The sequence below is a fragment of the Paenibacillus lacisediminis genome, from assembly GCF_046567315.2.
In genome coordinates, this window is sequence record NZ_JBKIAX020000008.1 from 99,851 (window position 1) to 125,308 (window position 25,458).

Annotated in this window: 21 protein-coding genes; 14 read left to right on the forward strand and 7 right to left on the reverse strand. The window is 49.9% G+C overall.

The window, feature by feature from the left end:
* Positions 1 to 334: 334 nt before the first annotated feature.
* Both ACLD72_RS17005 and ACLD72_RS17010 read right to left on the reverse strand, forming a co-directional pair.
* Complete coding sequence (locus tag ACLD72_RS17005) at positions 335 to 1,159, reverse strand: NAD(P)-dependent oxidoreductase (RefSeq protein WP_410998807.1); 825 nt, start codon at positions 1,157 to 1,159, stop codon at positions 335 to 337.
* 68 nt (positions 1,160 to 1,227) lie between these two features.
* Positions 1,228 to 1,605 (reverse strand): MerR family transcriptional regulator, encoded by a 378-nt coding sequence (locus ACLD72_RS17010; RefSeq protein WP_410998851.1) that lies wholly within the window; start codon positions 1,603 to 1,605, stop codon positions 1,228 to 1,230.
* 180 nt (positions 1,606 to 1,785) lie between these two features.
* Here ACLD72_RS17010 and ACLD72_RS17015 point away from each other — a divergent pair, with 180 nt between their 5' ends.
* Positions 1,786 to 2,073 carry a hypothetical protein gene (locus ACLD72_RS17015; protein ID WP_410998805.1) on the forward strand — a complete coding sequence of 96 codons (288 nt, stop codon included), beginning with the start codon at positions 1,786 to 1,788 and terminating at the stop codon, positions 2,071 to 2,073.
* Positions 2,074 to 2,188: 115 nt separating this feature from the next.
* On the opposite strand, the gene ACLD72_RS17020 is transcribed toward ACLD72_RS17015, so the two are convergent.
* Complete coding sequence (locus ACLD72_RS17020; RefSeq protein ID WP_410998804.1) at positions 2,189 to 3,886, reverse strand: sensor histidine kinase; 1,698 nt, start codon at positions 3,884 to 3,886, stop codon at positions 2,189 to 2,191.
* A 1-nt stretch (position 3,887) separates the two neighbouring features.
* Positions 3,888 to 5,432: a response regulator transcription factor gene (locus ACLD72_RS17025; protein ID WP_458476053.1), complete on the reverse strand. Its 1,545-nt coding sequence runs from the start codon at positions 5,430 to 5,432 to the stop codon at positions 3,888 to 3,890.
* A gap of 485 nt (positions 5,433 to 5,917) precedes the next feature.
* Between ACLD72_RS17025 and ACLD72_RS17030 the strand changes: the two genes are divergently transcribed.
* The 5 genes from ACLD72_RS17030 to ACLD72_RS17050 are packed head-to-tail and all read left to right on the forward strand — an operon-like array spanning position 5,918 to position 11,747.
* Entirely contained in the window at positions 5,918 to 7,156 is a 1,239-nt protein-coding gene (locus ACLD72_RS17030; protein ID WP_458476085.1) for an extracellular solute-binding protein, read from the forward strand.
* A 47-nt stretch (positions 7,157 to 7,203) separates the two neighbouring features.
* Complete coding sequence (locus ACLD72_RS17035; RefSeq protein ID WP_458476055.1) at positions 7,204 to 7,641, forward strand: hypothetical protein; 438 nt, start codon at positions 7,204 to 7,206, stop codon at positions 7,639 to 7,641.
* Between the two features lie 21 nt (positions 7,642 to 7,662).
* Positions 7,663 to 8,553, forward strand: coding sequence for an ABC transporter permease (locus tag ACLD72_RS17040; protein WP_410998799.1), 891 nt, complete (start codon positions 7,663 to 7,665; stop codon positions 8,551 to 8,553).
* 18 nt (positions 8,554 to 8,571) lie between these two features.
* Positions 8,572 to 9,450, forward strand: coding sequence for a carbohydrate ABC transporter permease (locus ACLD72_RS17045; RefSeq protein ID WP_410998849.1), 879 nt, complete (start codon positions 8,572 to 8,574; stop codon positions 9,448 to 9,450).
* Positions 9,451 to 9,503: 53 nt separating this feature from the next.
* The gene (locus ACLD72_RS17050) at positions 9,504 to 11,747 is read left to right on the forward strand and encodes an amylo-alpha-1,6-glucosidase (protein WP_410998797.1); all 2,244 of its coding nucleotides are present in this window, start codon (positions 9,504 to 9,506) and stop codon (positions 11,745 to 11,747) included.
* 96 nt (positions 11,748 to 11,843) lie between these two features.
* Here the strand turns inward: ACLD72_RS17050 and ACLD72_RS17055 are convergent, their stop codons facing one another.
* Complete coding sequence (locus ACLD72_RS17055) at positions 11,844 to 12,824, reverse strand: hypothetical protein (protein WP_410998796.1); 981 nt, start codon at positions 12,822 to 12,824, stop codon at positions 11,844 to 11,846.
* Positions 12,821 to 13,315, reverse strand: coding sequence for an RNA polymerase sigma factor (locus ACLD72_RS17060; protein WP_410998794.1), 495 nt, complete (start codon positions 13,313 to 13,315; stop codon positions 12,821 to 12,823). Before ACLD72_RS17060 ends, ACLD72_RS17055 begins: the two co-directional genes overlap by 4 nt.
* A gap of 826 nt (positions 13,316 to 14,141) precedes the next feature.
* On the opposite strand from ACLD72_RS17060, the gene ACLD72_RS17065 reads away from it, so the two are divergent.
* From ACLD72_RS17065 to ACLD72_RS17080, 4 genes are read left to right on the forward strand one after another with little or no spacing between them, the layout of a single operon-like run.
* Entirely contained in the window at positions 14,142 to 15,581 is a 1,440-nt protein-coding gene (locus ACLD72_RS17065; protein ID WP_410998791.1) for a serine hydrolase, read from the forward strand.
* Between the two features lie 18 nt (positions 15,582 to 15,599).
* A complete protein-coding gene (locus tag ACLD72_RS17070) occupies positions 15,600 to 16,157 on the forward strand; it encodes a helix-turn-helix domain-containing protein (RefSeq protein ID WP_410998789.1) in 558 nt (185 codons plus the stop codon).
* Between the two features lie 46 nt (positions 16,158 to 16,203).
* The gene (locus ACLD72_RS17075) at positions 16,204 to 16,758 is read left to right on the forward strand and encodes a helix-turn-helix domain-containing protein (protein ID WP_458476086.1); all 555 of its coding nucleotides are present in this window, start codon (positions 16,204 to 16,206) and stop codon (positions 16,756 to 16,758) included.
* Positions 16,759 to 16,782: 24 nt separating this feature from the next.
* A complete protein-coding gene (locus ACLD72_RS17080) occupies positions 16,783 to 17,847 on the forward strand; it encodes a mandelate racemase/muconate lactonizing enzyme family protein (protein ID WP_410998787.1) in 1,065 nt (354 codons plus the stop codon).
* A gap of 105 nt (positions 17,848 to 17,952) precedes the next feature.
* Here the strand turns inward: ACLD72_RS17080 and ACLD72_RS17085 are convergent, their stop codons facing one another.
* A complete protein-coding gene (locus ACLD72_RS17085) occupies positions 17,953 to 18,132 on the reverse strand; it encodes a hypothetical protein (protein ID WP_410998785.1) in 180 nt (59 codons plus the stop codon).
* 150 nt (positions 18,133 to 18,282) lie between these two features.
* On the opposite strand from ACLD72_RS17085, the gene ACLD72_RS17090 reads away from it, so the two are divergent.
* The 4 genes from ACLD72_RS17090 to ACLD72_RS17105 all read left to right on the forward strand — a co-directional run bounded on the left by ACLD72_RS17090 (position 18,283) and on the right by ACLD72_RS17105 (position 25,360).
* Positions 18,283 to 19,959 carry an SWIM zinc finger domain-containing protein gene (locus tag ACLD72_RS17090; protein ID WP_410998783.1) on the forward strand — a complete coding sequence of 559 codons (1,677 nt, stop codon included), beginning with the start codon at positions 18,283 to 18,285 and terminating at the stop codon, positions 19,957 to 19,959.
* A gap of 850 nt (positions 19,960 to 20,809) precedes the next feature.
* Complete coding sequence (locus ACLD72_RS17095; RefSeq protein WP_458476060.1) at positions 20,810 to 21,892, forward strand: autoinducer 2 ABC transporter substrate-binding protein; 1,083 nt, start codon at positions 20,810 to 20,812, stop codon at positions 21,890 to 21,892.
* On the forward strand, positions 21,876 to 23,720 hold the full coding sequence (locus ACLD72_RS17100) for a sensor histidine kinase (protein WP_410998779.1): 1,845 nt from the start codon (positions 21,876 to 21,878) through the stop codon (positions 23,718 to 23,720). The genes ACLD72_RS17095 and ACLD72_RS17100 overlap by 17 nt, the downstream gene beginning before the upstream one ends.
* The gene (locus tag ACLD72_RS17105; RefSeq protein WP_458476063.1) at positions 23,717 to 25,360 is read left to right on the forward strand and encodes a response regulator transcription factor; all 1,644 of its coding nucleotides are present in this window, start codon (positions 23,717 to 23,719) and stop codon (positions 25,358 to 25,360) included. The genes ACLD72_RS17100 and ACLD72_RS17105 overlap by 4 nt, the downstream gene beginning before the upstream one ends.
* The last annotated feature ends 98 nt before the right edge of the window (positions 25,361 to 25,458 follow it).

Below are 25,458 nucleotides of genomic sequence, written 5' to 3' on the forward strand. Positions count from 1 at the left end.
TAATGAGCTAGCTCCTAACTTAGCAGTCTGCACAAAACAGAAATGGCCTGCGTGCGTTAACTAGCTAAGAATCCTTTGGCTTTAGCCATGTTGGAGGCTCAAACCTTAGTAAATGACAAAACGGGAATCGAAAAGATGCGAGTTCCTTTTGTGTTGCCCGGTTTGAAGGGGGAAGGGTTGAAGATTGAGATCGATCCTCCTAAAATGTAACCTTGTATAAAACAACAAGCTTGTTTAGACTATAGCGAATGTACAACGAAAAAAACGGGGTTGCCCCTCAGGTCACATTCGAGACCTTGGGACAGCCCCTTCTTATTTTGCGAATCGGCTCAGTCTATTGTCTGCTCCGATCTCTGCCTTCCAGCATATCGAGCAGCAGACTGGCAAGCGGGGCGGGGAATTGCGCGTTTTGCGCTGCCGCCAGGAAGAGGCCGACATCCTTCTGCGGAATTTTGCTTTGGGAGATGGTTGCCGTCTTCTCGGCGATCATTTGGCCATAGGTTTGATAGATTGGGGCGGTGAACAGCGTGCTCGTAAGCATGTCGACCGCCGCTTTGGGATCGACCCCGCCGCGCTCGGCCATTCCTAGTGCTTCCTCCAGCGAGCGTGCGGCGGAGACGATGAGGAAGTTGCCGATCAGCTTGACGAGCACGGCCGTACCGGCTTCTTCGCCGAAGTCGAAGATCCCTCTGGCTCCCATCGCCTCCAGCACCGGCCGCACCCGCTCCTTCGCTTCCTGCGGACCCGCTACGGGAATCCACAGCTGCTTGGCAGTGGCCGCCTCGGGCCGCCCGAAGACGGGTGCCTCGACATAGACGGAGCCGTGCCGCGCGTGCAAGTCCGCCAGCTTCCTGCCCGTATCCGGCGACACTGTGCTCATCGACACGTGAATGCCGCCCGGCCCGAGCCGCTCCAGGAAGTTATCGCTTCTGACGACGCTTTCCAATGCTTCATCGTCCCACACCAAGGTGACGACGATGCCCCCGGCCGTCACGGCGTCGGCGGGACGGGCCGCCTGTACCGCGCCCTGGGCAACGAGCGGCTCCGCTTTGTCCGCGGTGCGGTTGTATACGGTCAACGCATACCCCGCTTGGAGCAGATTGGCTGCGACGGGCAGCCCGAGCAGGCCGAGTCCAATAAATCCAATGTTTTCTCTCATTGATATAATTCCTCCTTTAAAATTTTATAATAAACATGACGTTAACGTCATGTTTTTGGCAAAAAAATTTAGGCTCGATCATTGGTCTCGAGCCACCGCTCGAAGCGTTCGATATGGGACTGCAGATCGGCGCGGAACTGCCCCAGTGCTTCGAGCTTCTCGTCCGTGTCGGCCAGATGCTGGCGCAGCAGGCCAAGAACCTTCCGCTTCGGCTGCACTCCGCTAGGGTCCGTGAAGTAGAGCTCGATTATGTCCCGAATTTCCTCAAGGCTTAAGCCCAGTTTCTTCAACTGATCGATCTTCCGCAGACGGGCGACCGTTTCTTCCGTGTAATAGTGATGACCGTTGCCCTCGCGCTCGCCTGAAGGAAGCAGTCCGATGCTCTCGTAATAACGGACCGTGCGCTGGGTTACCCCGGCACGTTCTGTCAACTCGCCGATACGCATACGGTCCAAGATCGATCACTCCTTTCACAATAGAATATAACGTTAACGTCATGTTTGTATCATAGCACTTTGATTGGGCGATGTAAAGGCGAACAGGATAACTCCAGACAAGCCTATATCCGTACTTATAAACTCCTCCATAATAGAGCTAAGGTTATTTTAAGAGGAGGGGAAGAATCAATGCAATTTCCATCATGGTTGCAAAGCGCAATTCAGCAAAGGCTGGATGACGTGTCGGCACGGATCGCACGTGATCCTGAGATGCGTAAACTTCGTGCCGAAGAACATTCGGCTTTTGAGGCGATGTTTCCCGACGAGGATAAAAAGAAGCTGCCGGAGTATATGGATTGGGAGGATAAGCATCACTTCAGGCGGGCTTTAGAGAATGAACTTTTGTACATGCAAGGCATGAAGGACGGAGTACAACTTGTCATTACCTTGATGGACGAAACTGCGGAATATCAGTAAAATCTCAAGTGAGCGCCTTCGTATTAGCGATTTCGCCGGCATCTGGAATTCTCCAAAAGACGGATTTCCGGAGAGCGATGCCACTCCATCGTATCCTGCGATCCGTCTTCTTTTATCAGTGTTTGTTTACCGGGAATTTTAGCGTAACCCTGGTCCCCTGATTCACTTCACTTTGTATCGATAATCCGTATTCCGGGCCGTACATCACTTTTGTACGATCATGCACATTTTTAAGTCCATAGCCTGTAGGTTTGGATTCAAGCAATTGAGCAAGGCGATCCGGTTCTATACCGATTCCATTGTCTTCTACCTGAAAAACGATACAACCATCCTCTAATCTGCCCGATAGTTTAATCTCTCCGCCTTTGCTCCTGTTCTCGATTCCGTGAATTATCGCATTCTCCACAAGCGGCTGAAGCATCAGGTTAGGCATATGATAGGCGAGAATGGCTTCGTCTATTTGATACTCTACATCGAAGCTGTTGCTGTGCATAATCAATTGGATCTTCATATACGACTGCACATTTAAAATCTCATTCGCTACCAGTATCATATTGTCGCCCTTATTGAGCGTCGTGCGATAAAACGTGGATAAGAGCTGGGCCATTTCGCTAATATCGGTTGCGTGGATCCGCAGCGCACGCCAATTGATCAGCGAGAGCGAGTTGTAGAGGAAATGAGGATTGATCTGGGCCTGCAGAGCTTTCATTTCGTATTCCTTACGCGCTATTTCTTCTCGGTACACTTTATTGATCAGGTCCTCCGTTTTGACGACCATGTTTCCGAAGCCCCGGATCAGATCCCCGATCTCATCCTTGGAGTCACTATATACAGTCACTTCCAACGATCCTTCCTCAACCGTCTTCATATTATTTCGCAGATGCTGAATCCTGGATATAAATTTGCGTGAGAACAGGGAGCCAGCTACAGCTACAGCAGCTATGCAGGCTATAATCATGAGCAGAACGGTCGAGACGATCCGCCAGGCTGAATTGGTAATCAGACCTGTAGGTTTGTACAGGAATACCGTCCACCCAGAGGTAGAAATGCTTGAATGCAGTACGGTATATTTCTCTCCATTCCAATCCAATTCCTCTACGGACGGTTCCGTGAAAAGAGAAGCAGGGTACTCTTGTTCCGAGGAATAGACAGCTTGTCCGTCACCATCCAATATAAGGAGCTTCGCTCCCGGAGCCTCCAACGTTTCAAAAGGCTGCATAAGACTCTCATAGTTGATGCATGTATACAAAATATTATCTTTCGGATTTCTCTCTTTCGTATTAAGAATCCGGGTGACGCTAAAAATTTTATCGTTGTCAGAAAACCACAATACATTGGTGGAGTTCATGACCGGCGGATACCAGTCAGTATTCTTGATTTCATCAATAGGGTGTACCGTTTGCCCATGCTGATGGAGATTGCTTCCCGTATATAGCGTGAGCTGTTCGATGCTTGTGTTCAAATTGCGTGCGGTATAGAAATTCTGATCGATCACGTTGACGAAAGTGTCGTACATTTCAAAAGTACTGGTATACGTATGGTTGGCGGCATTTACGATTTCCTGATTGAATCTCAGAAAGTTTACGATTTTATTGTATGCTTCCAGTTGACTGTTAAGGGTTAAAGCGCTTTGATTCAGGGCGGCGTTCAAATCGGATTTCGACTGATTGATGAGCAGCGATCTTGTCTCCGAGAAACAGAAGCTCCCCAGTACGATGACCGGAATCATGCTGATTAGCAAAAAGGCGAGTTTGATTTTCGTCTGAAAGTTCAAGTCATGGATATACTTCTTGAGGGATCGCCAGTTTTGCATGTTAGTCCTCCATGGATTCAAGGTCACCTTGGTTATACTGTCTGAATTTCTCAGGGGTATGGCCATAGAAATCCCGGAAATTCTGACAGAAGTAAGAGATGTTGCGGTAACCGACAGCACTACATACATCGGATATCTTCAAGTGGGTGCTTGTCAGCAGTTCCTTTGCCTTCTGCATGCGTACATTTTTAATGTACTTGTTGATCCCGCAGCCGGTCGTTTTCTTGAACATCGAGCTTAAATAATGGGGGGACAAATATACTCTCGAGGCAAGAAGCTCCAGACTCAGATCCTCGGCGAAATGATCCTCAATATACTGTCTTATAGACATGATGTCCTTATTCTGGGCAGGCTCCGCATTCCCGAAGTTGTGTTCAAGGTGGACGACTCCTTCCCAAACAATGCTCTTGATATCTCTCAAATCGTCAGCTTTATATATTCTATCAATCCCCAGATGGATCTCCCGCTCCGATGCTTTTATGGATGACATCATACTTTGATATACCGTAGAAAAGGTATGCTTGACATACAATTGCGAAAACTGAACCTGTCTTAAGTATTTCTGATAGAGCAACTCCATGTTGGCTTTCAAGCTGAAAATATTTCTGTCCTTTATATTGCTGCGGATTTGTTCAATAATCTGGGTGTCGGACAGGTCGGGAAATAGCTGCTCGGAGAACAGAAGTTCATTCTTCGTGTCAAACACGAAGGTATCCGGCAGGAAGAAGCGGTATTCCATCAATTGCTCCAATTCCGGCAGAATCTCGGACAGGTCCTGTATGGCGGTTAATCCTTTTTTAATGCCAATGTAACAGGTTGCTCTATATTTCATCAAAATACGATCATGAATACGCATTGCCAGCTTTTGATAGGAAATACTTGAATGAATTCCGCTTTGCTCAGGGAACAGCAGCAGACTCTGGCAGCCGTTCATGTTTAAATAGTCGGCTGGGGTATCGAGCAGGGAGAGCAAAAATTCCTCGAATTCCGGATCAGCGTTCTCAAAGAAATCTTTCTCGAATTCCAGCAGGAGCATTCCTTCATAGTAGGTAGGGAAGTCATGCCACAATCCTTGCATGGACGGCGGTTCCCCGATGCCGTTAACCAAGGTAAAGAGAATATGTTTCTTTACATAAGCCTGTTTCATCTGCGAGGCTTCGTCCTGCTGCTGCCGGTCAGTCAATTCGTCTATCACTTTTTTGATCGTCGTTTGGAAAGCTTCGACATTGATCGGCTTGAGCAGATAATCGGAGACTCCCAAAGCTAAAGCCGTCTTGGCATATTCGAACTCAGCGAAGCCGCTGAACAGAATGACCTTGAGCCCGGGGTGAAGCTCCAGAGCCTGTCTCGCTAGCTGCAGACCGTCCATCTGCGGCATCCTTACATCGGTAAACAAGATGTCGACAGATTGCCGCCTCAAGTAATCGAGTGCTTTAGGGCCATTGTCTGCCGTCTCCAGTTGAAGAGGGAGACCCAACTCTTTAATAAGGAAGGCGATCCCTTCGCGTTCTTCTTTATGATCGTCTACCACCAGAATCGTTAACATCATATCCTCCTGCTTCATGTACAGCATGATTTTGCTTTACAGCATGATTTTACTTTACCGGTTATCGAACGGGCAATTTGACTTGGAGAATGCGAGTATTTTTTGATATAAAACGTAATTTTTTTTCGTTTACGTTCATTCATGTCAATCATAGAATAGATTTGTACTTATGGAATTCAGTTTTTAAGCAAGCCGGCGCTTTGAAACCGTTTTAAAATCGTGTGAGTTAAACACTATTTAATTTAATAAGATAAAAACAGGGAGGTCTATCGATGTTATCAAAAACAAAGCGTGCAAGTTCACTTGTGTTGGCAGCGCTATTAGCAGCGTCCCTCGCCGGTTGCCAAAATTCCGACAAGGGAAATAACAGCTCTGCAGCAGCTACTGCGAATGCTCCTGCTTGGGAAGAAGCGATGACTACTCCTTTTGGGAAATACCCCGAGACCGTAACTTATACAGTAGGTCAAACGGCATCGAACTATTCGATGCTGAATGGAACTCCTTATGAGAAGGACAACGCTACGGACAATGTCTGGACAAGATACTTCAAGGAGAAGCTTAACGTACAGAACACTGCAAAGTTCGAAGCCAATGACGGAACAGACTACAACCAGAAAGTATCGATGGCGATCGTCAGCGGCGAAATTCCGGATATTATGGTCGTTCCTGATTATTCAACATTACAGCAGTTGTATGAGAACGATTTGATCGCTGATCTTACAGAAGCATATAACAATACGGCAAGCGACCGGATTAAAGAGATCTATGATTCCTACGGCGGACGTGTACTGGAGAATGCCAAATTCGACGGTAAATTGATGGCGATTCCAACTACGGAAATTTCTCACGGTCCGGGGATCCTCTGGCTGCGGAAAGATTGGATGGACAAATTAGGACTCAAAGAGCCTAAGACGTTGGAAGATGTGGAGAACATCATTACGCAGTTCATTGAGAAAGATCCGGGCGGTAACGGACCGGGAAAAACGGTTGGCCTCGTCGTTGACAATGAGAACGTTGCCGGTATTTCCGGCGGCCAATATTCGTTGAACAACATCTTCTCTTTATACGGAGCGTACCCGAAACAGTGGATTGACGACGGCAGCGGAAATGCGGTATATGGTTCGATCCAGCCCGAAATGAAGCCTGCGCTTACTAAAATCGCCGACATGTACAAGAAAGGCCTGATCGACCGTCAGCTCGCGGTTCGTACAGGGGATGACCGCAAAGCGCTGCTTACTGGCGGCAAGAGCGGTTCCTTCCTGGATAACTGGTGGGGAAGCTGGACAGTAGCGGATACGCTTAAGCTTAATCCGGATGCAGAGTGGGTATCTTATGTAGCTCCGCAGTCCGAGGATGGTTCGCTTACGATGTTCACCGGAAATCCTTCCAGTAGCTACCTGGTTGTACGCAAAGGCTTCGAACATCCTGAGGCAGCCGTAAAAATGGTCAGTCTCCAATTTGATTATCAGCGCTATCAAGAGAAAGACGAAGCGACTCTGAAAGAGTTCGAGGATTATAGCAATCTTAACGTAGGTGGATCTCCGATTATGGTTAATATCGACTACTATGACGCTTTCTACCGCAACGTTGACATTATGAAGGAAGCCCTGGAAACAGGCGATGCCAGCAAATTGATCAGCAACAATGACATCAACGCGTATAATTCTTACAAGAGATATCTTGACAGCGTGAAGAAAGGCGANAGAAAGACGAAGCGACTCTGAAAGAGTTCGAGGATTATAGCAATCTTAACGTAGGTGGATCTCCGATTATGGTTAATATCGACTACTATGACGCTTTCTACCGCAACGTTGACATTATGAAGGAAGCCCTGGAAACAGGCGATGCCAGCAAATTGATCAGCAACAATGACATCAACGCGTATAATTCTTACAAGAGATATCTTGACAGCGTGAAGAAAGGCGAAGCTCCGGATTCGGTAGCATGGGCAGGTTATGCATCCAGCATTAGTACAGCGAGCATGGTGAAAGAGGCGAATATCAAGGAGGTCAATCCGGTGTTCTTTGGAACGACGCCTTCCATGTCGTTGAAATGGCCGACCTTATCCAAAATGGAACTTGAAATGTATTTGAGAATTATTACCGGCGATCAGACTCCCGATGCCTTCGATAATTTTGTCGACAGCTGGAAGAAGACCGGTGGCGATATCATTACGAAGGAAGTTAATGAAGCGCTCGCTTCCAATTGAAGTTGAAAGAGATGATCCTTAATGAAGAATAAAAAAGATCAAGCAGCTTTCCACTTCATGATGCTGCCTGGCATGATCTTTCTGATTATATTCTCGTTTATTCCGATGTTTGGGATTGTAATGGCATTTCAGAATTATATTCCTGCCAAAGGGATCAGCGGCTCAGCCTGGGTAGGCCTGGATAACTTCAAGTTTATGCTGCAAATTCCCGACAGCAAACTGATCTTTGCCAATACCATTATCATTGCTGTGTGGAAAATTGTTGCGGGAACGTTGGTATCCATCATTTTTGCTCTCTTGCTGAATGAAATGCGCGTACGTTTTGCCAAACGTTTTATGCAAACGGTTGTCTATTTGCCGAACTTTCTGTCCTGGGCGATTCTGGCTACCGTAGTGATGAATATTTTCTCTTATGAGGGCCCGATCAATACGTTCCTCGGCTGGTTCGGCATTGACCCGATCCTGTTCATGGCCAGCAACGACTGGTTCAGACCGATGCTGGTGCTAACGGATGTATGGAAGGGATTCGGATATGGATCGATCATCTACCTGGCCTCATTGACGTCGATTGATCCGGGCCAGTATGAGGCCGCCTCCATTGACGGAGCAAATCGCTGGAAGCAGCTGTGGCATATTACGCTTCCGGGCATGATGCCTACGATTATTCTCGTTACGACCCTGAACCTGCCTAATGTACTGAATGCCGGGTTCGACCAGATCTTTAACCTGTACAATCCGCTGGTTTATGAGACTGCGGATATTATTGATACCTACGTGTACCGGGTAGGTCTCGTAGAAAGACAATATAGCTTGGGAACGGCAGTAGGCCTTTTACGGTCGGTAGTCGGTATTATCTTGATTCTTTCCGCGAATAAGCTAGCTCAAAAACTTACTGATTATCGCATTTTCTAGAAGAAGGGGGTGGCTCCCATTACCGCTCAAATCGTAAAAAGCCGCATTGCAGATATTATTATTTGGATATTATTGCTGGCGTTTACCTTATCTTGTCTAGTTCCTTTGCTTAACCTGGTAGCTATATCTTTCAGTGATAACGCGGCAGCTTCCGCGAATCTGGTCAGTATTTTTCCGGTCAATCCGACGTTAAGCTCCTATGAGAAATTGCTATCGGATTCCCAGTTTTGGCGTTCGTTCATGATCTCGGTCGAACGGGTAGCCTTAGGTCTGCTCGTCAATATGACGCTAATGATTTTTACCGCTTACCCGTTATCGAAGAGCCCGAGGCAGTTTGGCGGCCAGAAGGTGTACATGAACATCGTTATTTTCGCCATGCTGTTCTCTGGCGGTCTGATCCCTACATTTATGGTGGTCAAACAGCTTCATTTGCTCGATTCCATTTGGTCCTTGATTTTACCAGGGGCCGTTCCGATCGGCAACGTCATCCTGCTAATGAACGCATTTCGCGGGGTGCCGAAGTCGCTTGAAGAAGCGGCCACGATTGACGGGGCTTCGCAATGGAGAATCCTGATGCGCATTTTTCTTCCCGTTGTGTTGCCTACGTTGGCGACGGTCATGCTGTTTACGATTGTTGGCCATTGGAACGATTATTTCGGCGCACTGGTCTATATCAACAAAACTTCAAACTATCCGCTGCAGACCTATATTCAGCAGCTGAGCGTAGAGGTTCAGAACATTACCGATCCGGAGAAACTAATGGAGCTTGCGAAGATCTCCGACCGGACCTTGAACGCAGCCAAAATCGTAGTTTCTACTTTACCGCTGCTCATGATTTATCCGTTCATGCAGAAATATTTCGTTTCAGGGATTGTAGTGGGTTCTGTTAAAGAATAGACTTCATGGCGGCCTTGTATTTAAGCGATTAAGGCTAATTTAGGAGGTTAATTATGAGCAGTCATCAACCGAACAGCAACATTCTGGATGCAATGAGAATATTCGTACCCGCAGAAGCGAATCGGGCTGTTTCTTTTACGAATAAAGAGGCGGCATATTATTTTACGCAGTCTCATGATACGAATCATGCGGAGCACTCTTTCTTTGCGGGGATGAACATCGCCAAGAACCGGATTTTTGGCGGCTATGCTCTGACTGCGGACCATAAAGCACTGGACAACCAAAAGTCCGAGGTTTGGGTTTATCCTTACAAAATGGAACGGATTCACGAAGGAGGCCTCAAGGAAGAACTGTGGATGTTCGACTACAAGAACATACTGGAGGTTCAAGTTGCCGGAGCCGAGCGTACGATCGGAATTCATTTCACGGGGGAGAAGCTTAAGCTGCTGAGCCAGCAAGAGACAAATGTCTTCTTCCAGTCGATGGAGGGGGATTGGATCATTGCCGTAAGCTCCAAGGACGGGCAAGCCGTTCAACTTAAGCAGGACATTTTAACTACCGGGGCAAATGCCGGCGGATTCTATATCGCGGCGGGGAAGACGGCGGATGAAGCGGTAGCCTTGATTCATGGCACCAGAGACGATAGCCTCCAATGGAAAACTGTACGCATGAAACGGATGGAGGATTTTCTGCAAAACAATGTTCATCTGGAGAGCGATGATAAGGACCTCGCTCTGGCGCTGGACTGGATTCATATGACGATGGATCAGTTGGTCACCAGACAGCAGGGCGACGGCATATATGCCGGTCTGCCCTGGTTCAATGAATATTGGGGAAGAGACCAGTTTATATCTCTGACCGGGGCCTGTCTCGTTACCGGACAGTTCGAGACGGCCAGAAATATATTGCTGTCTTTTGCCGAGTTCCAGAATACGGATGAGAATTCGGTCTTTTTCGGTAGAGTGCCAAACATCCTGGCTCCTCAAAATATCGATTACCATACGACGGATGGTACACCGCGATTTATTATCCAATTGCAGGATTATGTGAAATACTCCGGGGATACGGATGTTATCAAGGAACTATACCCTGCCGTATGTAATAGCATCGAGGGCTCCATTAAATATTGGGTGGATGAAAAGGGCTATCTGATGCATGCCGCTAATGAAACTTGGATGGATGCGAGGGATGCCGACTTGAACTCGTATTCACCGCGTGACACCCGCGCTAATGACATTCAAGCGCTCTGGTACAATCAATTGCGTGCAGGCGTTTATTTTGCCGAATATATGAACGACACGGAGAATGCCGTCAAATGGAATGGCATCGCCGAGAAATTGCAGCATCATTTCGGCATCGATTTCCGGGATCAGGCGCATCCATTTTTGGCGGATCGTTTAGACGCGCACGATCAGGCGGAATTCTCATTAAGGCCGAACCAATTGTTCGCCTTCGAACTGTTTGAAGACCATGAGTTCAAGTGCCAGGCAACCCGCACGGCTTGGGAGGAACTCGTCTACCCATGGGGCGTTTCTTCTCTGGAACGGCATCATCCGTTATTCCATCCTTTTCATTTGACGCCTCATTACCATAAAGACGCGGCTTACCATAATGGTGCCGTGTGGCTCTGGTTGAACGGCATAGCCATGCAGCGCATGATTGAACTTGGACAGGAAGAGACGGCGTACAAGCTGTTCAAGAACATGAACTGGCAGGCTTTGAATCTCGGGGTAGTCGGGGGATTGTGTGAAAATATGAACGCCTACCCGCATGAAGGCCAGAGCTGGGCCACGCTGACAGGTGCCTATTTGCAGGCCTGGTCGAATGCCGAGCATCTTCGCGTATGGTATCAGTATTTCTTAGGCATGCGTCCTGATTTGATTCATCATACCTTGACGATCGCGCCTAGAATTCCTGGTGAATTGCAGTCGCTGAATTACTTGGTGAAGGCAGGCAAAGGCGTTATAGAGGCAAGCTATAAGAAAGATGCAGTTAACCGGGCATACCGCTACGTCTTTAAGCATATCGCTCTGCAGGCCATGATCGACATATCCCCATTCGAAATCGTAAAAGTTGATGTTGAACCGAGCACGGTATTGACTCTAAACGTTGGCGCCTACAGCTTAAAGATCACTTTGCAAGATTCGAACGGTAAATTCGTTGAACTTGACGTATCAAAATCTGAAGACCGTACTAAGCACGCAGCGCAGAACAATCGGTGCTTTCACAATGTGAAGTTTGCAGAGCCGTTAAGTTTGGAGCATCACCCGGTAATTGGAGAAAACGATATAAGTTGAATTTAAAGCTATGACGATGGTCCACAATGATATGGAGCAGATAAAGACAGCGGCTTGCTTCCGAAGAAACAAGCCGCTGCTTTATTGCCGGCCTTGTTATGGTGTCATATGCTCCCACAACGCTTGGAACGCACCGGATTCGACCTCGAAAAAGACCGCCGCATTGCCGTAACGTACCAGTCCCCGGCCAAATAACGTCAGTTCCACGCGGGTATGGTCCTTCAGCGTCAGGTAGAGGGATTTGCGGTTCACGTCATCGTAGATGCCCTGATTTATCAGCGGTTCTGCTGCCAGCGGTTTGGCGTCCTGAAGGGCCGCTAGGAAGCTGCCTAGCGTTTCGTCGTTTGCCAGCGGCGTATACTGCTGCAGGCCGTTGTTCCAACTGTCGAAGCTCTCCCATTCGGCCGAGGCGATCCGGTTCTCCAGATTCAACTTGCCGAGCAGATCAGCTCCGCTGCTTACGGTGATGCCGTTGGTATGCTCGAACAGCTCGGCATATATTTGGCCGTTGATCTCGGTGTAAGACATAATGCGGAAATCCGTATCATACCCCTTCACGGCGTAGATGTCCGTTTCGCCAATGTTGGAGGCCAACTCGATGTACTTATCCTTGCCGCTCCATTCATCGATGCCGCCCGTCGTCCGGCCGAGCTTATCGCCGCGCAGCGCAGTCGCGTCGTCGGCGTCGATGCGGGTCGCCGCCTGGGTATAAACATTATTTTGATAGACGACCAGGGGGATCATGTTCGCTTTAACACCGGAGTTCAGATTCGGCAACTCCATCTTGGGAATGACAACACTATCGGATGAGCTTGGGGGAGGCGTGTTTGGATTCACCCGAGCGGTATCGCCGACTGGCGATGCCGGCCCGTTCGCCTGCTGCCATACGCTGGGCGCGGCTAGCCCGATGCCGGCAACGAGCACGATGCTGGCGGCGATATAGATCGTCTTGCGCGGACGTTTTCGTTCTTGCTGCAGCTCCTGCAGCTTGTCTTCCATGCGTTTTTTCATCGTTTCATTCGTTGTCATCGTATCCACCGCTTTCTTATATTTCATCCGGAATTGTTCTTCATTCATGGCTGTTCTTCTCCTTCCAGCTTGAGTTTTAACAGCTGTCGTCCCCGCTGGAGCCTCATTTTCACCGCGGACTCGCTGATCCGCAAAATTTTGCTGATCTCCTGGACTCGGTAATCCTCGTAATAGTACAAATGAATAACCGCTTTATACTTCACGGGCAACGCCATTACGAGATGGAGCAGCGCCGAATCTTCGGCAGCGTCGGCCGTAACCGGCTCGGCGCCTTCCAGCTTAACCTCCCGCTTGCGCCAGCCTCTGCGAAGCAGCGTTTTGCAATGATTGGTGATCACCCGGATCAACCAGGCCTTTTGATGCTCGGCATCCTTGAACTTGGGTGCTTTTTCCATTAGTTTGATGAAGGCATCTTGAGTGGCTTCCTCCGCATCCTCACGGCTGCCCAGATAAACCATGGCAATCCGGAACAGCATGTTGGCGTAAGTTTCATAGCTCTTTATCACATGATTTCCCGGCCGGGTCATGGATCGCTGCATGGTAGCACTGTCCTCCTTTTACCAATAACACACTTATGGACGGCAATAGGTCACATTTTGTTAAGAAAAAAATATATTTGATGAAATCCGGTGGCTTTCATTGAGCGTTACAAATCAATTCCATCGCGGAAGCAAGCGGATCAACATCAACTGGATATTTCATTCTTGGAAGCAGATTCTGATTTAATCCAGCAAGTACAGCACAGCCTGGAAGACCGTAAACATGGACGTCTATATGGAAAAGAATCTGGGCTTGAGTACTTGCGTGCCATGGTGAAGGATTTCGAGCATGGACAGAATATATAACGTATATTTGGACAATCCGAAATATTTTCTACGCTAACGGTTGTCATCGCGCTTATTCGGCCGAAAATCGGGAGGTTTTTTTTCTAAGGGTTGTATATGCGCTTATTTGGACGAAAACAGCCCTTTTACCGCCGAAAAATGGGGAATAAGCTCGCTGGCAACCGTTACATTTTGCAAACCCCCGTTTTAGCCCAAATAGCGTCGCTCACAACCGTTAGAATCGCGCTTGCGATCTTCTACGCTTACGCACCTAGTCCCCCTGGATGCCGCCCCGGTACGCCCGCTCACCTGTTCCTCGTTACGCCCGCCCGCCTGTTCCCCGGTACTACCCGCCCGTTCCGCGGCCTGCAAAAGTAAATTTATTAAATATAAAAATAAAAAACCCCACATTTATATTTACAATTAAATTTATTCAATTAAAATAATAGTCATAACTTCTAAGCACGACTTGAGGGGTTTCGAAAATGAGGCGTTAACTGCGGTAACCCACCGAATTTACTTAATTGATAGGAGGGATCACATGAGTGATCAAATCTTGAACGGTCTTCATGAGACCATCGAAAAGGCGATGTCCGACTTGAACGTTCCCGGTGCTCAGGTAGCCATTATCAAGGATGGGGAGGTTATTTATTCCGAGGCGTTCGGGTACGCAAACCTGGATGAGAACATTCCGATGACCAAGGAACACTTGTTGCCGATCGGCTCTTCCAGCAAGTCGTTTACGGCGACAGCAGCCGCCATTCTGGCCCATGAAGGGAAGCTGAAACTGGATGCGCCAATCCGGACGTATTTGCCGGAATTCAAACTATCCGATCCATTAGCCTCCATACAGGCCACTACGCGGGATCTGCTGTGTCACAGAACCGGAGTTCCGAGACATGAACTCATGTGGTTCAATTGGGATGATTTAAACCGTCAAGACTTGGCGGTCAACCGTATCCGTCATTTGAAGAACAATATCCCATTCAGAAGCGGCTTTCAGTACCAAAATCAGATGTATGCGGCCGTTGGATACTTGATCGAAAAAATCAGCGGCATGACCTGGGAAAAATTCGTAGAGGAGAGAATTTTCTCGCCTCTGGGCATCAAAGAATACAGCTTCCGTATTCCGTATCCGGATCAGAGCAGCAAATACGCCAGATTGTATACACCGGACGAACATGGCGTCAACAAGGAAAATGTGCCGCTAATCATCGACGCTATGGGGCCGGCCGGTTCCATCAATACAACGATCGATGATTTGGCCAAATGGGTGGCTTTTAACCTGAACGGCGGCAAAGCGGGAGAGCAGCCGTTAATCGATGCGGCTCTGTTCAAAGAACTTCATAAACCGAACATCCCGTACCAGATCCTGCCTTTCGAATTTCCGGAGCGCGTCACGATTGGTTATGCGTTAGGGTGGACGGTCGATTTGTTCCGGGGGCGCAAAGTGGTGGATCACGGAGGAAATGTAAACGGGGGCTCCGCCTTAATTTCCTTTATGCCGGATGACAATATCGGCTGCGCTGTCCTCACCAATGCGAACAGTAATTTGTTTACGACGGCGTTATCCATGGAAATATATGACCGGTATCTTGGACACGCGGGCGAAAAGGACTGGTTCTCGGCATATCAGGACGGCATGAATACCTTGTTGGCCGCAATGAAGGGACAGCTTCATGCGCTTTACGATACGAAAATCGAAGGCAAACCTTACAGCCACGACTTGGAAGAATACGCGGGAGTATATACGAACCCCGGCTACGGCGATATATGCATCACGGAGAAGGATGACGCACTGCATATGCAATTCCATAACAACTCCATGGATGTGAAACACCTTCATTACGATATTTTCACGTTTGAGCTGCTCGGCGGCCCGCATCCCGTTTCATTCGCTACGGGCGTAGACGGACGGATCACCTCGCTAAGCATCCCGTTCGAACTTACAGTGGAACCGATCCTGTTCACACGAAAATAAACAAAAAGGACTCACTTTATGTTAGGAGATATACTGCGAGAAGCAAGAAAACAGAAAAATCTCACCTTAGCGGAACTGGCGAAGCGGATTGGAGTCACCACGGGGTATTTGTCCAACCTGGAAAACAACCGGCAGGAACCCTCTTTTCCGGTGCTGAGGGAGCTTTCCGAGAAGCTGGACATCCCGGCCACCCTGTTGTTTGCCGAAGAGCCCGAAGAAGAGGTAATCGTGCTTCGCAAAAACGAGCGGGCAACGATCAAATTCCTGAACCTTCCCGGGGAGTGCGAGGTTTTGACGCCGATGGCCTGGAGAAGCGCCCAGCCTCCGGAAATCGAGGTGCTAAGTTTGGAGGTTCCTCCCCATGAACGGATTTCCACCGAGGATTTATCCACGGATACGGATGAAGGCATCTATATCCTGGAGGGACAGCTTGAGTATCGATACGGAAATGACAGCGTACGGATCGAAACGGGGGGGAGCATTTTTATTCCCAGGAAAACCGGACATTATCTTTTTAATCCGGGCGAGGATCCGGCGACCATTCTATGGATTGTCAAATCCACGATAGGGGGTTAGCGCCATCAGCAGCAAGGAAGTTTCATTTAAGCTAAAGGGTGAAAAAATCCGGGATTTACGGCGAGCGCAAGGCTTGTCTTCCACGGCTTTGGCCGATTTGGCCGGCGTCACGCCCGCTTATATTTCGCAAATCGAACGCAATTTGGCGGAGCCTTCCCTGTCCGTCCTTAGAAAAATCGCCAGGACACTGAATGTCGAGCTGTTGTTTCTATTGGAATATGAAGTGCCGGCGGATGTTTTTATCACGGCAGGGGAACAGGCGGCAGAGCTGACCTTTCCGCAGGCGCATGCCAAATATCGGCTGCTGTCGCCGGTCCGGTTGAAAAATGGCGAGAAGCCGGATATGTCGTTCATGCTGGTGAAGATTGAAGCGGGTAAGACGGACTATGATGAAATGGTGACTCATGATTTCGTGGAATTTTGCTATGTTCTCGAAGGGTGCATCGAATACCGGACGGATAAACGGACCTATCGCCTGGAAGAAGGGGACAGCCTTTATATGAAGAAAAATGTGCCCCATCTGGTGTATAACCCCGGTAAAAAAGAGGCCAAGGTTTTTGCCGTGCTCGGAAACATGCATCCCCATTGGCAAAATAAATGAACAGGGAGGAGAGCATATAATTCGATGAAAATCAAGGAGATTACGGCGAAAAAACTGAAGCTGGAATTGCGGCAGCCGGTCGTCATTGCCCTGGGCACCATTGATTATAGCGAAACCGTCATCGTCAAGATTGAAACGGATGAAGGTCTTCTCGGATACGGAGAAGGAAGCGGCGCCACGTTTGTGACCGGCGAATCGGTCGACATGATTGTAAGCGCGGTTCTCCTTTTGAAACAGGCATTAGTCGGACTGGACCCGTTCAGCATTGATTCTATTCACCATTTGATGGACAAAACATTGGTTCATAATGCCGCTGCCAAGGCCGCCATCGATATTGCCCTTTACGATATTATGGGCCAATATGCGAAGCTGCCGTTGTATCGCCTGCTCGGCGGAATGGCCAAGCAAATGGAGACGGACAGGACGATCGGAATCGGCGCTCCGGAAGACATGGCCAAGGAAGCTGTCCAGTTGGCGGAACAAGGATTCCGCCATATCAAAGTCAAGGCTGGCCTGAATCCGGACGACGATATTGAAGCGATTCGACGGATCAGGGAAGCGGTTGGCGGGGCCATCCATTTGAAAGTGGACGCCAATCAAGGCTGGTCCGCCGGCGATGCGCTTCGCGTCATTCACCGCTATGCCGAATACGGCGTGGAGGCGGTAGAACAGCCGCTTCCTCATTGGGACATCGACGGGCTTCGCTATGTCCGCTCGAAATCGCCTCTGAAAATCATGGCCGATGAAAGCTGTTTTTCTCCGCAGGATGCAATCAAGCTGGTGAAGAAAGAGGCGGTGGATCTCATTAATATTAAATTGATGAAATGCGGCGGCCTTTATCGAGCGTTGCAAATCAACTCCATCGCGGAAGCAAGTGGAATAGAGTGTATGCTTGGCTGTATGATGGAGAGCCGGATCGGGATTGCGGCTGGCGCGGCTTTGGTGGCATCCAGACCGAACTTCATCTATGGAGACTTAGACAGTTTTATGTATTTTAAAGAAAACGAAAAAATCCAGGGAGGCTTCACCTGCGACGGACCTTATATAACCTTGTCGGATGAATATGGTTTAGGGATTAAAGTAAATTGAGCCAAAAACCCGAACGATGTCTATTGCACAACGTTCGGGTTTTTTCGTCTTCGGAACAGTTCATTCACTTGGATTGAGTCGCCCGGATCAGCGGCAAAAAACTCGTTAACCTTTTTCGATCAGTTCGAGCTTTTCGAGGATTTTCACGGTCGTCATCGCCGACAACCGGACGGCCAATTCCACGCTATCCTTAGAAATACCTTCGCTTTCCAAGGCTTCTCGGTTGGTCGAGAGCACTTCGCTCATCACTTCGTCAACAAGCTTATGTACGATTGTTTTTTCCATGATCGCACCCCCTTTCAATTCGAGCATTTTCGAGCCACCTCCTATAAATTTCGACAAAAGATAGTTTTTTCCTTCCATGACTCTATTGTGAGAATTCGTGTGCTATATTTGAAATAAACTATTAATATTAGGGAAAACGAGGGAATTGCCATGAATATCAACCATTTCGAGAACGACATAGCCGAAGCGGTTTTAACTAAGGGTTACGATTACTACATAGATGACCGTGTTGTTGACGTCTATCACCAAGGGGATCGTGAATATATTATCCAAGTGGAAGGCAGCGACGATTACGAGGTCGTCGTCAAGCTTGGCGAAAACGGGGACATCCTCTATTCCCATTGTGATTGCCCTTATTCTTACGGTCCTATTTGCAAGCACAAAGTGGCGGCTTACTATGAACTGGCGGATATGTTAAGCAGTGAGGAAGAGGAGCGTAACGAAACAGAGCAACCGGGGACGGAAAGGCAGCCGGTATTGAAAGAGGTGCTCGATCAGCTTCCCAAGGAAGAATTGGTCGGGATTATCATGGAAGTTGCCCGAGGGGATGCGATGCTAAGAAATTCCCTTTTATTCAAATATGCCAAAGGGGGCGACAAACAGGAACTGGAGAATTGCCGGAAGCTGATCCAAGCTATCGCCAGAAAATATACGGGCCGGGAAGGCTTTATTCCGTATGGGGAAACCTATGATTTTGCGCAAGAGATGAGTGAAATACTAGAGAAGGCAAGAGGGACGGATAACCTCCCGCTGGCTTTGGATATCGCTCTTTTGTTACTGGAAGAAACCATGGAAGCTTTTGAGTATGCCGATGATTCGGATGGGGACATAGGCGTTTTGGCGGATGAAGCGCTGGAACTGATCGGGGAAATCGCCGGGGAAAGTCACGATCTGGATGCGGATGGGCGAGAGCAGGTATTTAATAAGTTGATGGACCGGATCGAAGGCGGGCTCTTCGGGAGATGGGATGATTACCAAAACGGACTGCTTGAAATATGCGCCGGTTTTGCCGGCGTTGAAGCGTTCAGGAGCAAGCTGAGAGCGCAGATCGAACACTTGATCCGCCAAAATGCCGACAACGAGTACAAGAAATACAGTAATGAAAGTATGTTACGCATATTGTTTGGGATCATACAGGAATACGGCACACCTGAAGAAAGCGAACATTTTATCACGGAAAATCTCCGGTTCCCTTTTTTTCGGGAATGGTATATGGGCAAGTTTATGGAGGCAGGGGATTTTCATAAAGTTGTGGACTTGGCTTTGGAAGGAGAAGCTCAGGACGAAGCATTTTCGGGACTCGTTTTCCAATGGAAAAAAATCAGATATGACGCCTATACACAACTATCGCTTAAGGAAGAACAGATCAAACTAGCCAAAGAGCTGCTGCTGGATGGACATTTTGAATATTACAGCCTGCTGAAACAATTGGCTTGCGGAGATAAGCAAGTGTTTTACCGTCAATTGAAGCAAGAGTTGAAAGAGCAAAATGGCTGGCGCGGCGAAAGGCTGTACCTTAAGCTGGTTGAAGCGGAAAACGATCTGGACGGGCTCGTGGAATATGTAAGGCAGCATCCGGACGAAATTGAAACCTATGCCGACAGGCTGGCAGAGCGGTTTAAGGACGAGGTGCTAGCGTTGTATCAGGAGCATATTCGCTTGGCGGCGAAAGCTTCGTCCACACGAAAACATTACCGGAACGTATGCGGCATTCTTGCGAGATACAAAAAGATAGCGGGCGAAACCCATCAACAACAAATGGTCGATGAATTAATGACATTATATAGCGGAAGACCAGCCTTTTTGGCGGAGTTGAGTAAAATTTAAGGCGGGCTATAAGCCGATATTCTAGCTCTAATATAGCCGGGAGGCAGGTTGCTGCGGCCCGGCACAATGTTCTGAGCTCAAAATGACGTTTGCTATCCACCAATCTATTGGATTTTTCCAATGAGGGGTGGGAGGACAATCGATCGGGGGAGTTTTTGCCCCTAAAACCGGACTCAACCTAGAAATCGGCGCTTGACAGCCGGCTGCTGGAACGGCCAATCAACTGTCTACTGACCTACCTACTGTCTTCTGACCAACCGTCGCCCTTCAAAATAGCGGAACTTTATGTACTTATTATCCGAAACCTAGCGTGTTTTCCCCATTAGCGGCATTTTATGTACTTATTTTCCTTCGAACGGTCCAGTACGCGGGCATTTCCATTCGACGGGGGGAAATAGAGACATAAAATGCCGCTATTTCTCGCAAATGGGCGGGTATCGCCGAAATAACGACACTTTAGGTTCTTATCTTCTGTTGGAGTTTTCACGGGCAACCTGGTTCTTGCACCATCGATCGGCAAAAAAAGAGTAGATTTCCTCCCAATGGACATATTCGCTAATGGCGAACCATATTATACCTTTACCTTCTTGAAGTGGACAATGCAATCAACAAGAAGCAACATAAAACAACATGAATTATCCTGTTATTCCGTTGACAACAAAAATGTACGGGTATACGATGGGATCGCCGAATCAAAAATTGCACAATTAGGAAGGAGTGAAGGACTTTGCGCCGCTGGGGTATAGGAATGCGCCTTATAAGTATGCGGCTTATAGAAATGTGGATGATAAGAATGTGGCTTATAAGAATGCGGATGATAGGACAATGGCTTACAGGACAACGACTTAAAGTGCAACGGTTTGCAGGACCGAGGTTTGTAGGACTGAGGTTTGCCGGGCTGCGGTTTTCAATGCTGCTGCTGCTTGCCGTTGTCATCGGCGGTTGCCGGAACGGGGAGGCGGCCATTCAATACGACGTTATCTACTCCAACGAAAAGGAGACCGAAAGCCAGGCGGACCCGGTTGCCCAGGAAACTTACACAATCGGCATGGTACCGAAAGCTACGGAAAATTCTTATTTCAATCTGGTGGAGGACGGGGCGCGCGAGGCGGCTGCCGATCTGGGGGCGAATCTTCTGTATGAAGGATCGCCGGTGGCGGACACCGGGCAGCAAATCCGCGTCATCCAAAGCCTAATTTCGCGCAAGGTCGATCTGATCGCGGTGTCGGCCAACGATTCGGCCAAGCTGCTGCCCGTGCTGCGGGAAGCGAAGCAAAGCGGCATCCGGGTGATCACCTGGGACTCGGATACCGAGCCGGAAGGGCGGGAGCTGTTCGTCAATATGGTCGATCCGGAAACGCTCGGACGCCATTTATTGGATGCGCTTGCAATGCAAATGGACGAAGCGGGGCAATACGCCATTTTGTCCGGGGCTTCCACCGCATCCAATATGAATGAGTGGATGAAATGGATCAAGGCGCAGAATGCGCAATATTATCCGGACATGAAGCTGGTCGAGACCGCCGCAGCCAATGACGATCCGCAGCTCGCCTACACGGAGGCGATCAGGCTGATGGAGAAGTACCCCGATCTGGCGGGTATCATCGGCACCTCCTCCGTCGCCTTGCCAGCGGCGGCCAAGGCGCTTGAAGACAAGCGGCAAGCCGGGAGCATTCACGCGGTCGGACTGTCCACGCCCAATCTGATGCGGGAATATTTAAAAAACGGGACCGTCAAGAACGCCACCCTCTGGAGTCCAAAACGGCTGGGATATTTAACGATCGTGCTGGCCGTGAACCTGCTTGACGGCCAAGCTCCCGTAAACGGCCAGGTTGTCCGCAATGTTGGGGAGATTCGGGTGAAGGGAGATTCGGTGATTATGGGGGAGCCGCTCGATTTTACCAAGGATAATGTGGATGAATATGTTTTTTAGGAGAGGAAGACGGCGGTTCCGGGATTTTCGGCTTAGTTCCAAGCTGCTGATCGTGTATGTGGTGCTTACTGTACTCCCGATCTCGTTGCTTGGCGTCATTTCTTACCGGCAATATGAAAAATCGATCGTGCAGCAAATCGGCCAATATATGCCGAAGTTCCTCGATCAGGCCAACAGCTCGATCGATCAGCATATCGACAAGCTGGCCGTGCTTCCCGAGCAGTTGTTCAGTTCCGCCGACGTTGTGCGGATTCTGCGCAAGGATGCCTACCAAAGCAAGTCCGATCTCAATACGGATACCTATATGCTGAATAATTATCTGTCCAAAACGTTTCTCGAAGGCAGCAATTCGGAAATTCTCGGGGTGTTCATTTTATCCAAAAACCGGCTGTTCTCCGCTTCCCGCCTCGATTTTACGGGCCTGGACAGCAAGGGACTGCTGATTCCCTACGGGCAGGACTTGGAGCTAAGGGGCGGAGCGAAGCTGCTGCTGTCCAGCGATTTCGGGCTGGAATTTGGTACCGGCGAACCTTACCTCATGATCATGAAGCAAATTGACGACGTGGACAACCGCACCAGCCTCGGCACGATGTTTATCGCGGTGCAAATGTCGTTTATCGATCGGATTCTGCAAAATTTTGAGCAAAACGAGCAGGCGGAATTTTGGCTGATGAACGGGCAAGGCGAAATTTTTTATCATACCAACCGTGCGCGGATCGGCGGCTATGATACCGAAATCCGCGAATATCCGGTGCAAAGCGGCAGCTTCCGCAAGCAGGCAGGCGGGAAAACCTGGATTATGAGCAACTCGCGCTCTGCCGGATACGGCTGGAGGTTGATGTACAGCATCCCGCTGAAAGAGTTGACAAAGCAGGCCGACATCACCCGGAATGTCGTCGGTTTGCTGTTTGCCGGATTCGCGCTTGTGACCTTGATCATCTACACCGTTTTCTCTTACCGGGTGACGAGGCCGCTGAAGAAACTCGCCCGCTTGATGAAGGAGGTCGGCCAAGGCCGGTTTGACGTCGATCCGGGAATTCAATCCCGGGATGAGGTGGGGATGCTGGCGCGGAGCTTCAACTTCATGGTGTCGATGATCCGGGAGCTGATCGCGAAAAACGTGCAGACCGAGCTAAGCCAGAAGGAAGCGGAGCTGTACGCGCTGCAGTCGCAGATCAACCCTCATTTTATGTACAACACGCTGGAGAGCATCAGCATGGCCGCGGAAGAAGGGGAGCAGGAAACGGTCGTAAAAATGGTTACCCTGCTCGGGCGTATGCTGCGGTTTTCGGTATCCAACAAATCAAAATGGGTCACGATTGCCGAGGAAGTGCAGCACGTTCGCGATTATTTGACGATCCAGGCCTTTCGCTTTGAAGAGCGGCTGGATTTTACGATATCGGAAGATGTGAACAACGCTTGGTATACACCCAAGTTTATTTTGCAGCCGATCGTGGAAAATGCCGTGAAATACGGAATGGAGAGCCGCCGGAGTCTAAGGATCGGACTACATGTCGCCGAGGAACCGGGGACGCACCCGGGAGAACGGCATATTGTTTTCCGCATTCAGGACAACGGCCCGGGAATCGGCAGCGAACGGCTTGAGGTACTGAACCGCGAACTGAAGAACGTGTCCATGGAGCGGAAGGATTCCGGCTTTGGCCTGAAAAACGTAAACGCGCGTATTCATTATACCTTGGGAAGCGGGTACGGTCTGCGGATGGAAAGCGCGATGGGTGAAGGTACCACCGTCATCATTCGCATTCCGGCGATCGAGCGGGCGGGCGCGGAAGACCCGGCCGAACCGCTAAAGGAGGGACGGATATGAAGCCTATCAAAGTACTGATCGTGGACGATGAACCGCGAATTTGCCGGGGGCTTAAGCGGCTGGTCGCCTCCTGCGGCGAGGAATGGGAAGTGCTGGCCGCTTTGGGGGACGGCAGGGAGGCGTTGAACTTCCTCCAAACGCAGAATGCCGAAATCGATCTGCTCATCACCGACATCCGTATGCCGGAAATGGACGGACTCACCCTGATCCGGGAAGCGGGTAAGATCCGTGAGTTCCTGGCCGTCGTCCTGACCGGCTACAACGATTTCGAATACGTCCGCACGGCGCTCAAAGAAGGCGCGGCTGATTATTTGCTGAAGCCGATTGACCGGGAGCAGCTGGCGGCGGTGCTGATGGAGATCAGGCAAAAGGTGGAGGAACGGCGTCTTCAAGATTACCGTTGGAGCGCGTTGCGCCAAAAAGAAGCGGTGCTCAAATTCACACAGCAGACGCAGGCGCTCGGCCGGATCACAGCGGATGGAAGCGACCTGGCCCGTCTGGGGTTCTGGGTGGATTCTTTTCCAAAGGGAGAGTACATCCTGCTATATATCTCGATGGACGCGATGCCGGTCAAAGCCAGAAGCTTTACCGATCAAGACTGGCGGGCTTATTCTTACGTACTGGAAAATATGACCGGCGAAGTTGTCGGCGAGGTGGCGGAAAAACACCGGATGAGCGGCTGGTGGTGGCGGGGAACGGGCGCGGATTTCTGGGCGCTGCTGTGCCGGCCGGCCGAGGCGCACGGCGGCGGCGTTCTCGAAGAGGCTGCCCAGGAGGTGGCCAGCCGAATCCGCGAAGCGGTAAGAACGTATACGCCGTTTACCGTATCGGTCTCGTTCGGGGAGCCGATCAGCGATTTGTATTTGCTGCCTTACGCGAAACGGCAAGTGCTTTCCGCCATGCATTACCGTCTGCTGGAAGGGGGGAACAAGGTGTTTCCGTACGGGCGCATCCACCGGAGCGGCCACAACGGAGGGGGACAGCCCGGCGGCCTTCTTCCATCGCTGCTGCGGCGGATGAAGCGGGCGGTCGAACAGGCCGATGCCACGGAGGCGGAAGCGGTGTGCAGGCAGTTGTTCGAGCATATCGGCGGGTATGCCTCCCCGGCGCAAATCCGCAAAGTTGCGGAAAATGTGCTGCTCCTGATCGAGTCCACTCTGTTTGAAACGTGCGGGGAGACGGTGGGGGGCGCGGGAGCCGAAGCGGCGCTGCAGGAGGCACGGGAAGCAGTGAACCTGCAGGAGCTGAAGCTGTTGGCGCTGCGGTTGATCAGGCGGGCCGTGACGACGCTGGAGCAGGCGCGGTCCGGGCCTGCGGCCAAGCCGGTCGAAGCGGCCAAGGAGTGGATTGGCCGGAACCTGGGAAACCCGATTACGGTGAAAAAAATCGCCGGGCAAGTCCATATGAACCCCACGTATTTTTGCCAGTATTTTAAGCTGCAAACCGGGGAGACGGTGCTTGAATACGTGACCCGCGTCCGGCTGGAGCAGGCGCGAAGGCTGCTTGCCGACCCCTCGGCAAAGCTGCGGGACGTCAGCCGGGCTGTCGGATATCAGGACGTCCGCTATTTCAGCCGGCTGTTCCGGCAGCATTTCGGCCAGCTTCCGTCCGAGTACCGAGGGACGAGCGGAACCGGCTAGAGGCGTCCCGCAGTTTTATATCATGTTCCGAAGAATGTCTACCCGACCCGAAGAATCCCTCCTACAGGCGGGAACGCCCCGCTTATATAGTGGAAGGT

Coding starts and splice junctions, on each gene's coding strand:
- ACLD72_RS17020 (WP_410998804.1), bottom strand. CDS start 3,886: ATGCAAAACTGGCGATCCCTCAAGAAGTATATCCATGACTTGAACTTT.
- ACLD72_RS17085 (WP_410998785.1), bottom strand. CDS start 18,132: ATGGAAAAAACAATCGTACATAAGCTTGTTGACGAAGTGATGAGCGAA.
- ACLD72_RS17005 (WP_410998807.1), bottom strand. CDS start 1,159: ATGAGAGAAAACATTGGATTTATTGGACTCGGCCTGCTCGGGCTGCCC.
- ACLD72_RS17050 (WP_410998797.1), top strand. CDS start 9,504: ATGAGCAGTCATCAACCGAACAGCAACATTCTGGATGCAATGAGAATA.
- ACLD72_RS17055 (WP_410998796.1), bottom strand. CDS start 12,824: ATGAATGAAGAACAATTCCGGATGAAATATAAGAAAGCGGTGGATACG.
- ACLD72_RS17035 (WP_458476055.1), top strand. CDS start 7,204: ATGGTTAATATCGACTACTATGACGCTTTCTACCGCAACGTTGACATT.
- ACLD72_RS17105 (WP_458476063.1), top strand. CDS start 23,717: ATGAAGCCTATCAAAGTACTGATCGTGGACGATGAACCGCGAATTTGC.
- ACLD72_RS17060 (WP_410998794.1), bottom strand. CDS start 13,315: ATGCAGCGATCCATGACCCGGCCGGGAAATCATGTGATAAAGAGCTAT.
- ACLD72_RS17090 (WP_410998783.1), top strand. CDS start 18,283: ATGAATATCAACCATTTCGAGAACGACATAGCCGAAGCGGTTTTAACT.
- ACLD72_RS17100 (WP_410998779.1), top strand. CDS start 21,876: ATGAATATGTTTTTTAGGAGAGGAAGACGGCGGTTCCGGGATTTTCGG.
- ACLD72_RS17015 (WP_410998805.1), top strand. CDS start 1,786: ATGCAATTTCCATCATGGTTGCAAAGCGCAATTCAGCAAAGGCTGGAT.
- ACLD72_RS17080 (WP_410998787.1), top strand. CDS start 16,783: ATGAAAATCAAGGAGATTACGGCGAAAAAACTGAAGCTGGAATTGCGG.
- ACLD72_RS17025 (WP_458476053.1), bottom strand. CDS start 5,432: ATGTTAACGATTCTGGTGGTAGACGATCATAAAGAAGAACGCGAAGGG.
- ACLD72_RS17065 (WP_410998791.1), top strand. CDS start 14,142: ATGAGTGATCAAATCTTGAACGGTCTTCATGAGACCATCGAAAAGGCG.
- ACLD72_RS17040 (WP_410998799.1), top strand. CDS start 7,663: ATGAAGAATAAAAAAGATCAAGCAGCTTTCCACTTCATGATGCTGCCT.
- ACLD72_RS17070 (WP_410998789.1), top strand. CDS start 15,600: ATGTTAGGAGATATACTGCGAGAAGCAAGAAAACAGAAAAATCTCACC.
- ACLD72_RS17010 (WP_410998851.1), bottom strand. CDS start 1,605: ATGCGTATCGGCGAGTTGACAGAACGTGCCGGGGTAACCCAGCGCACG.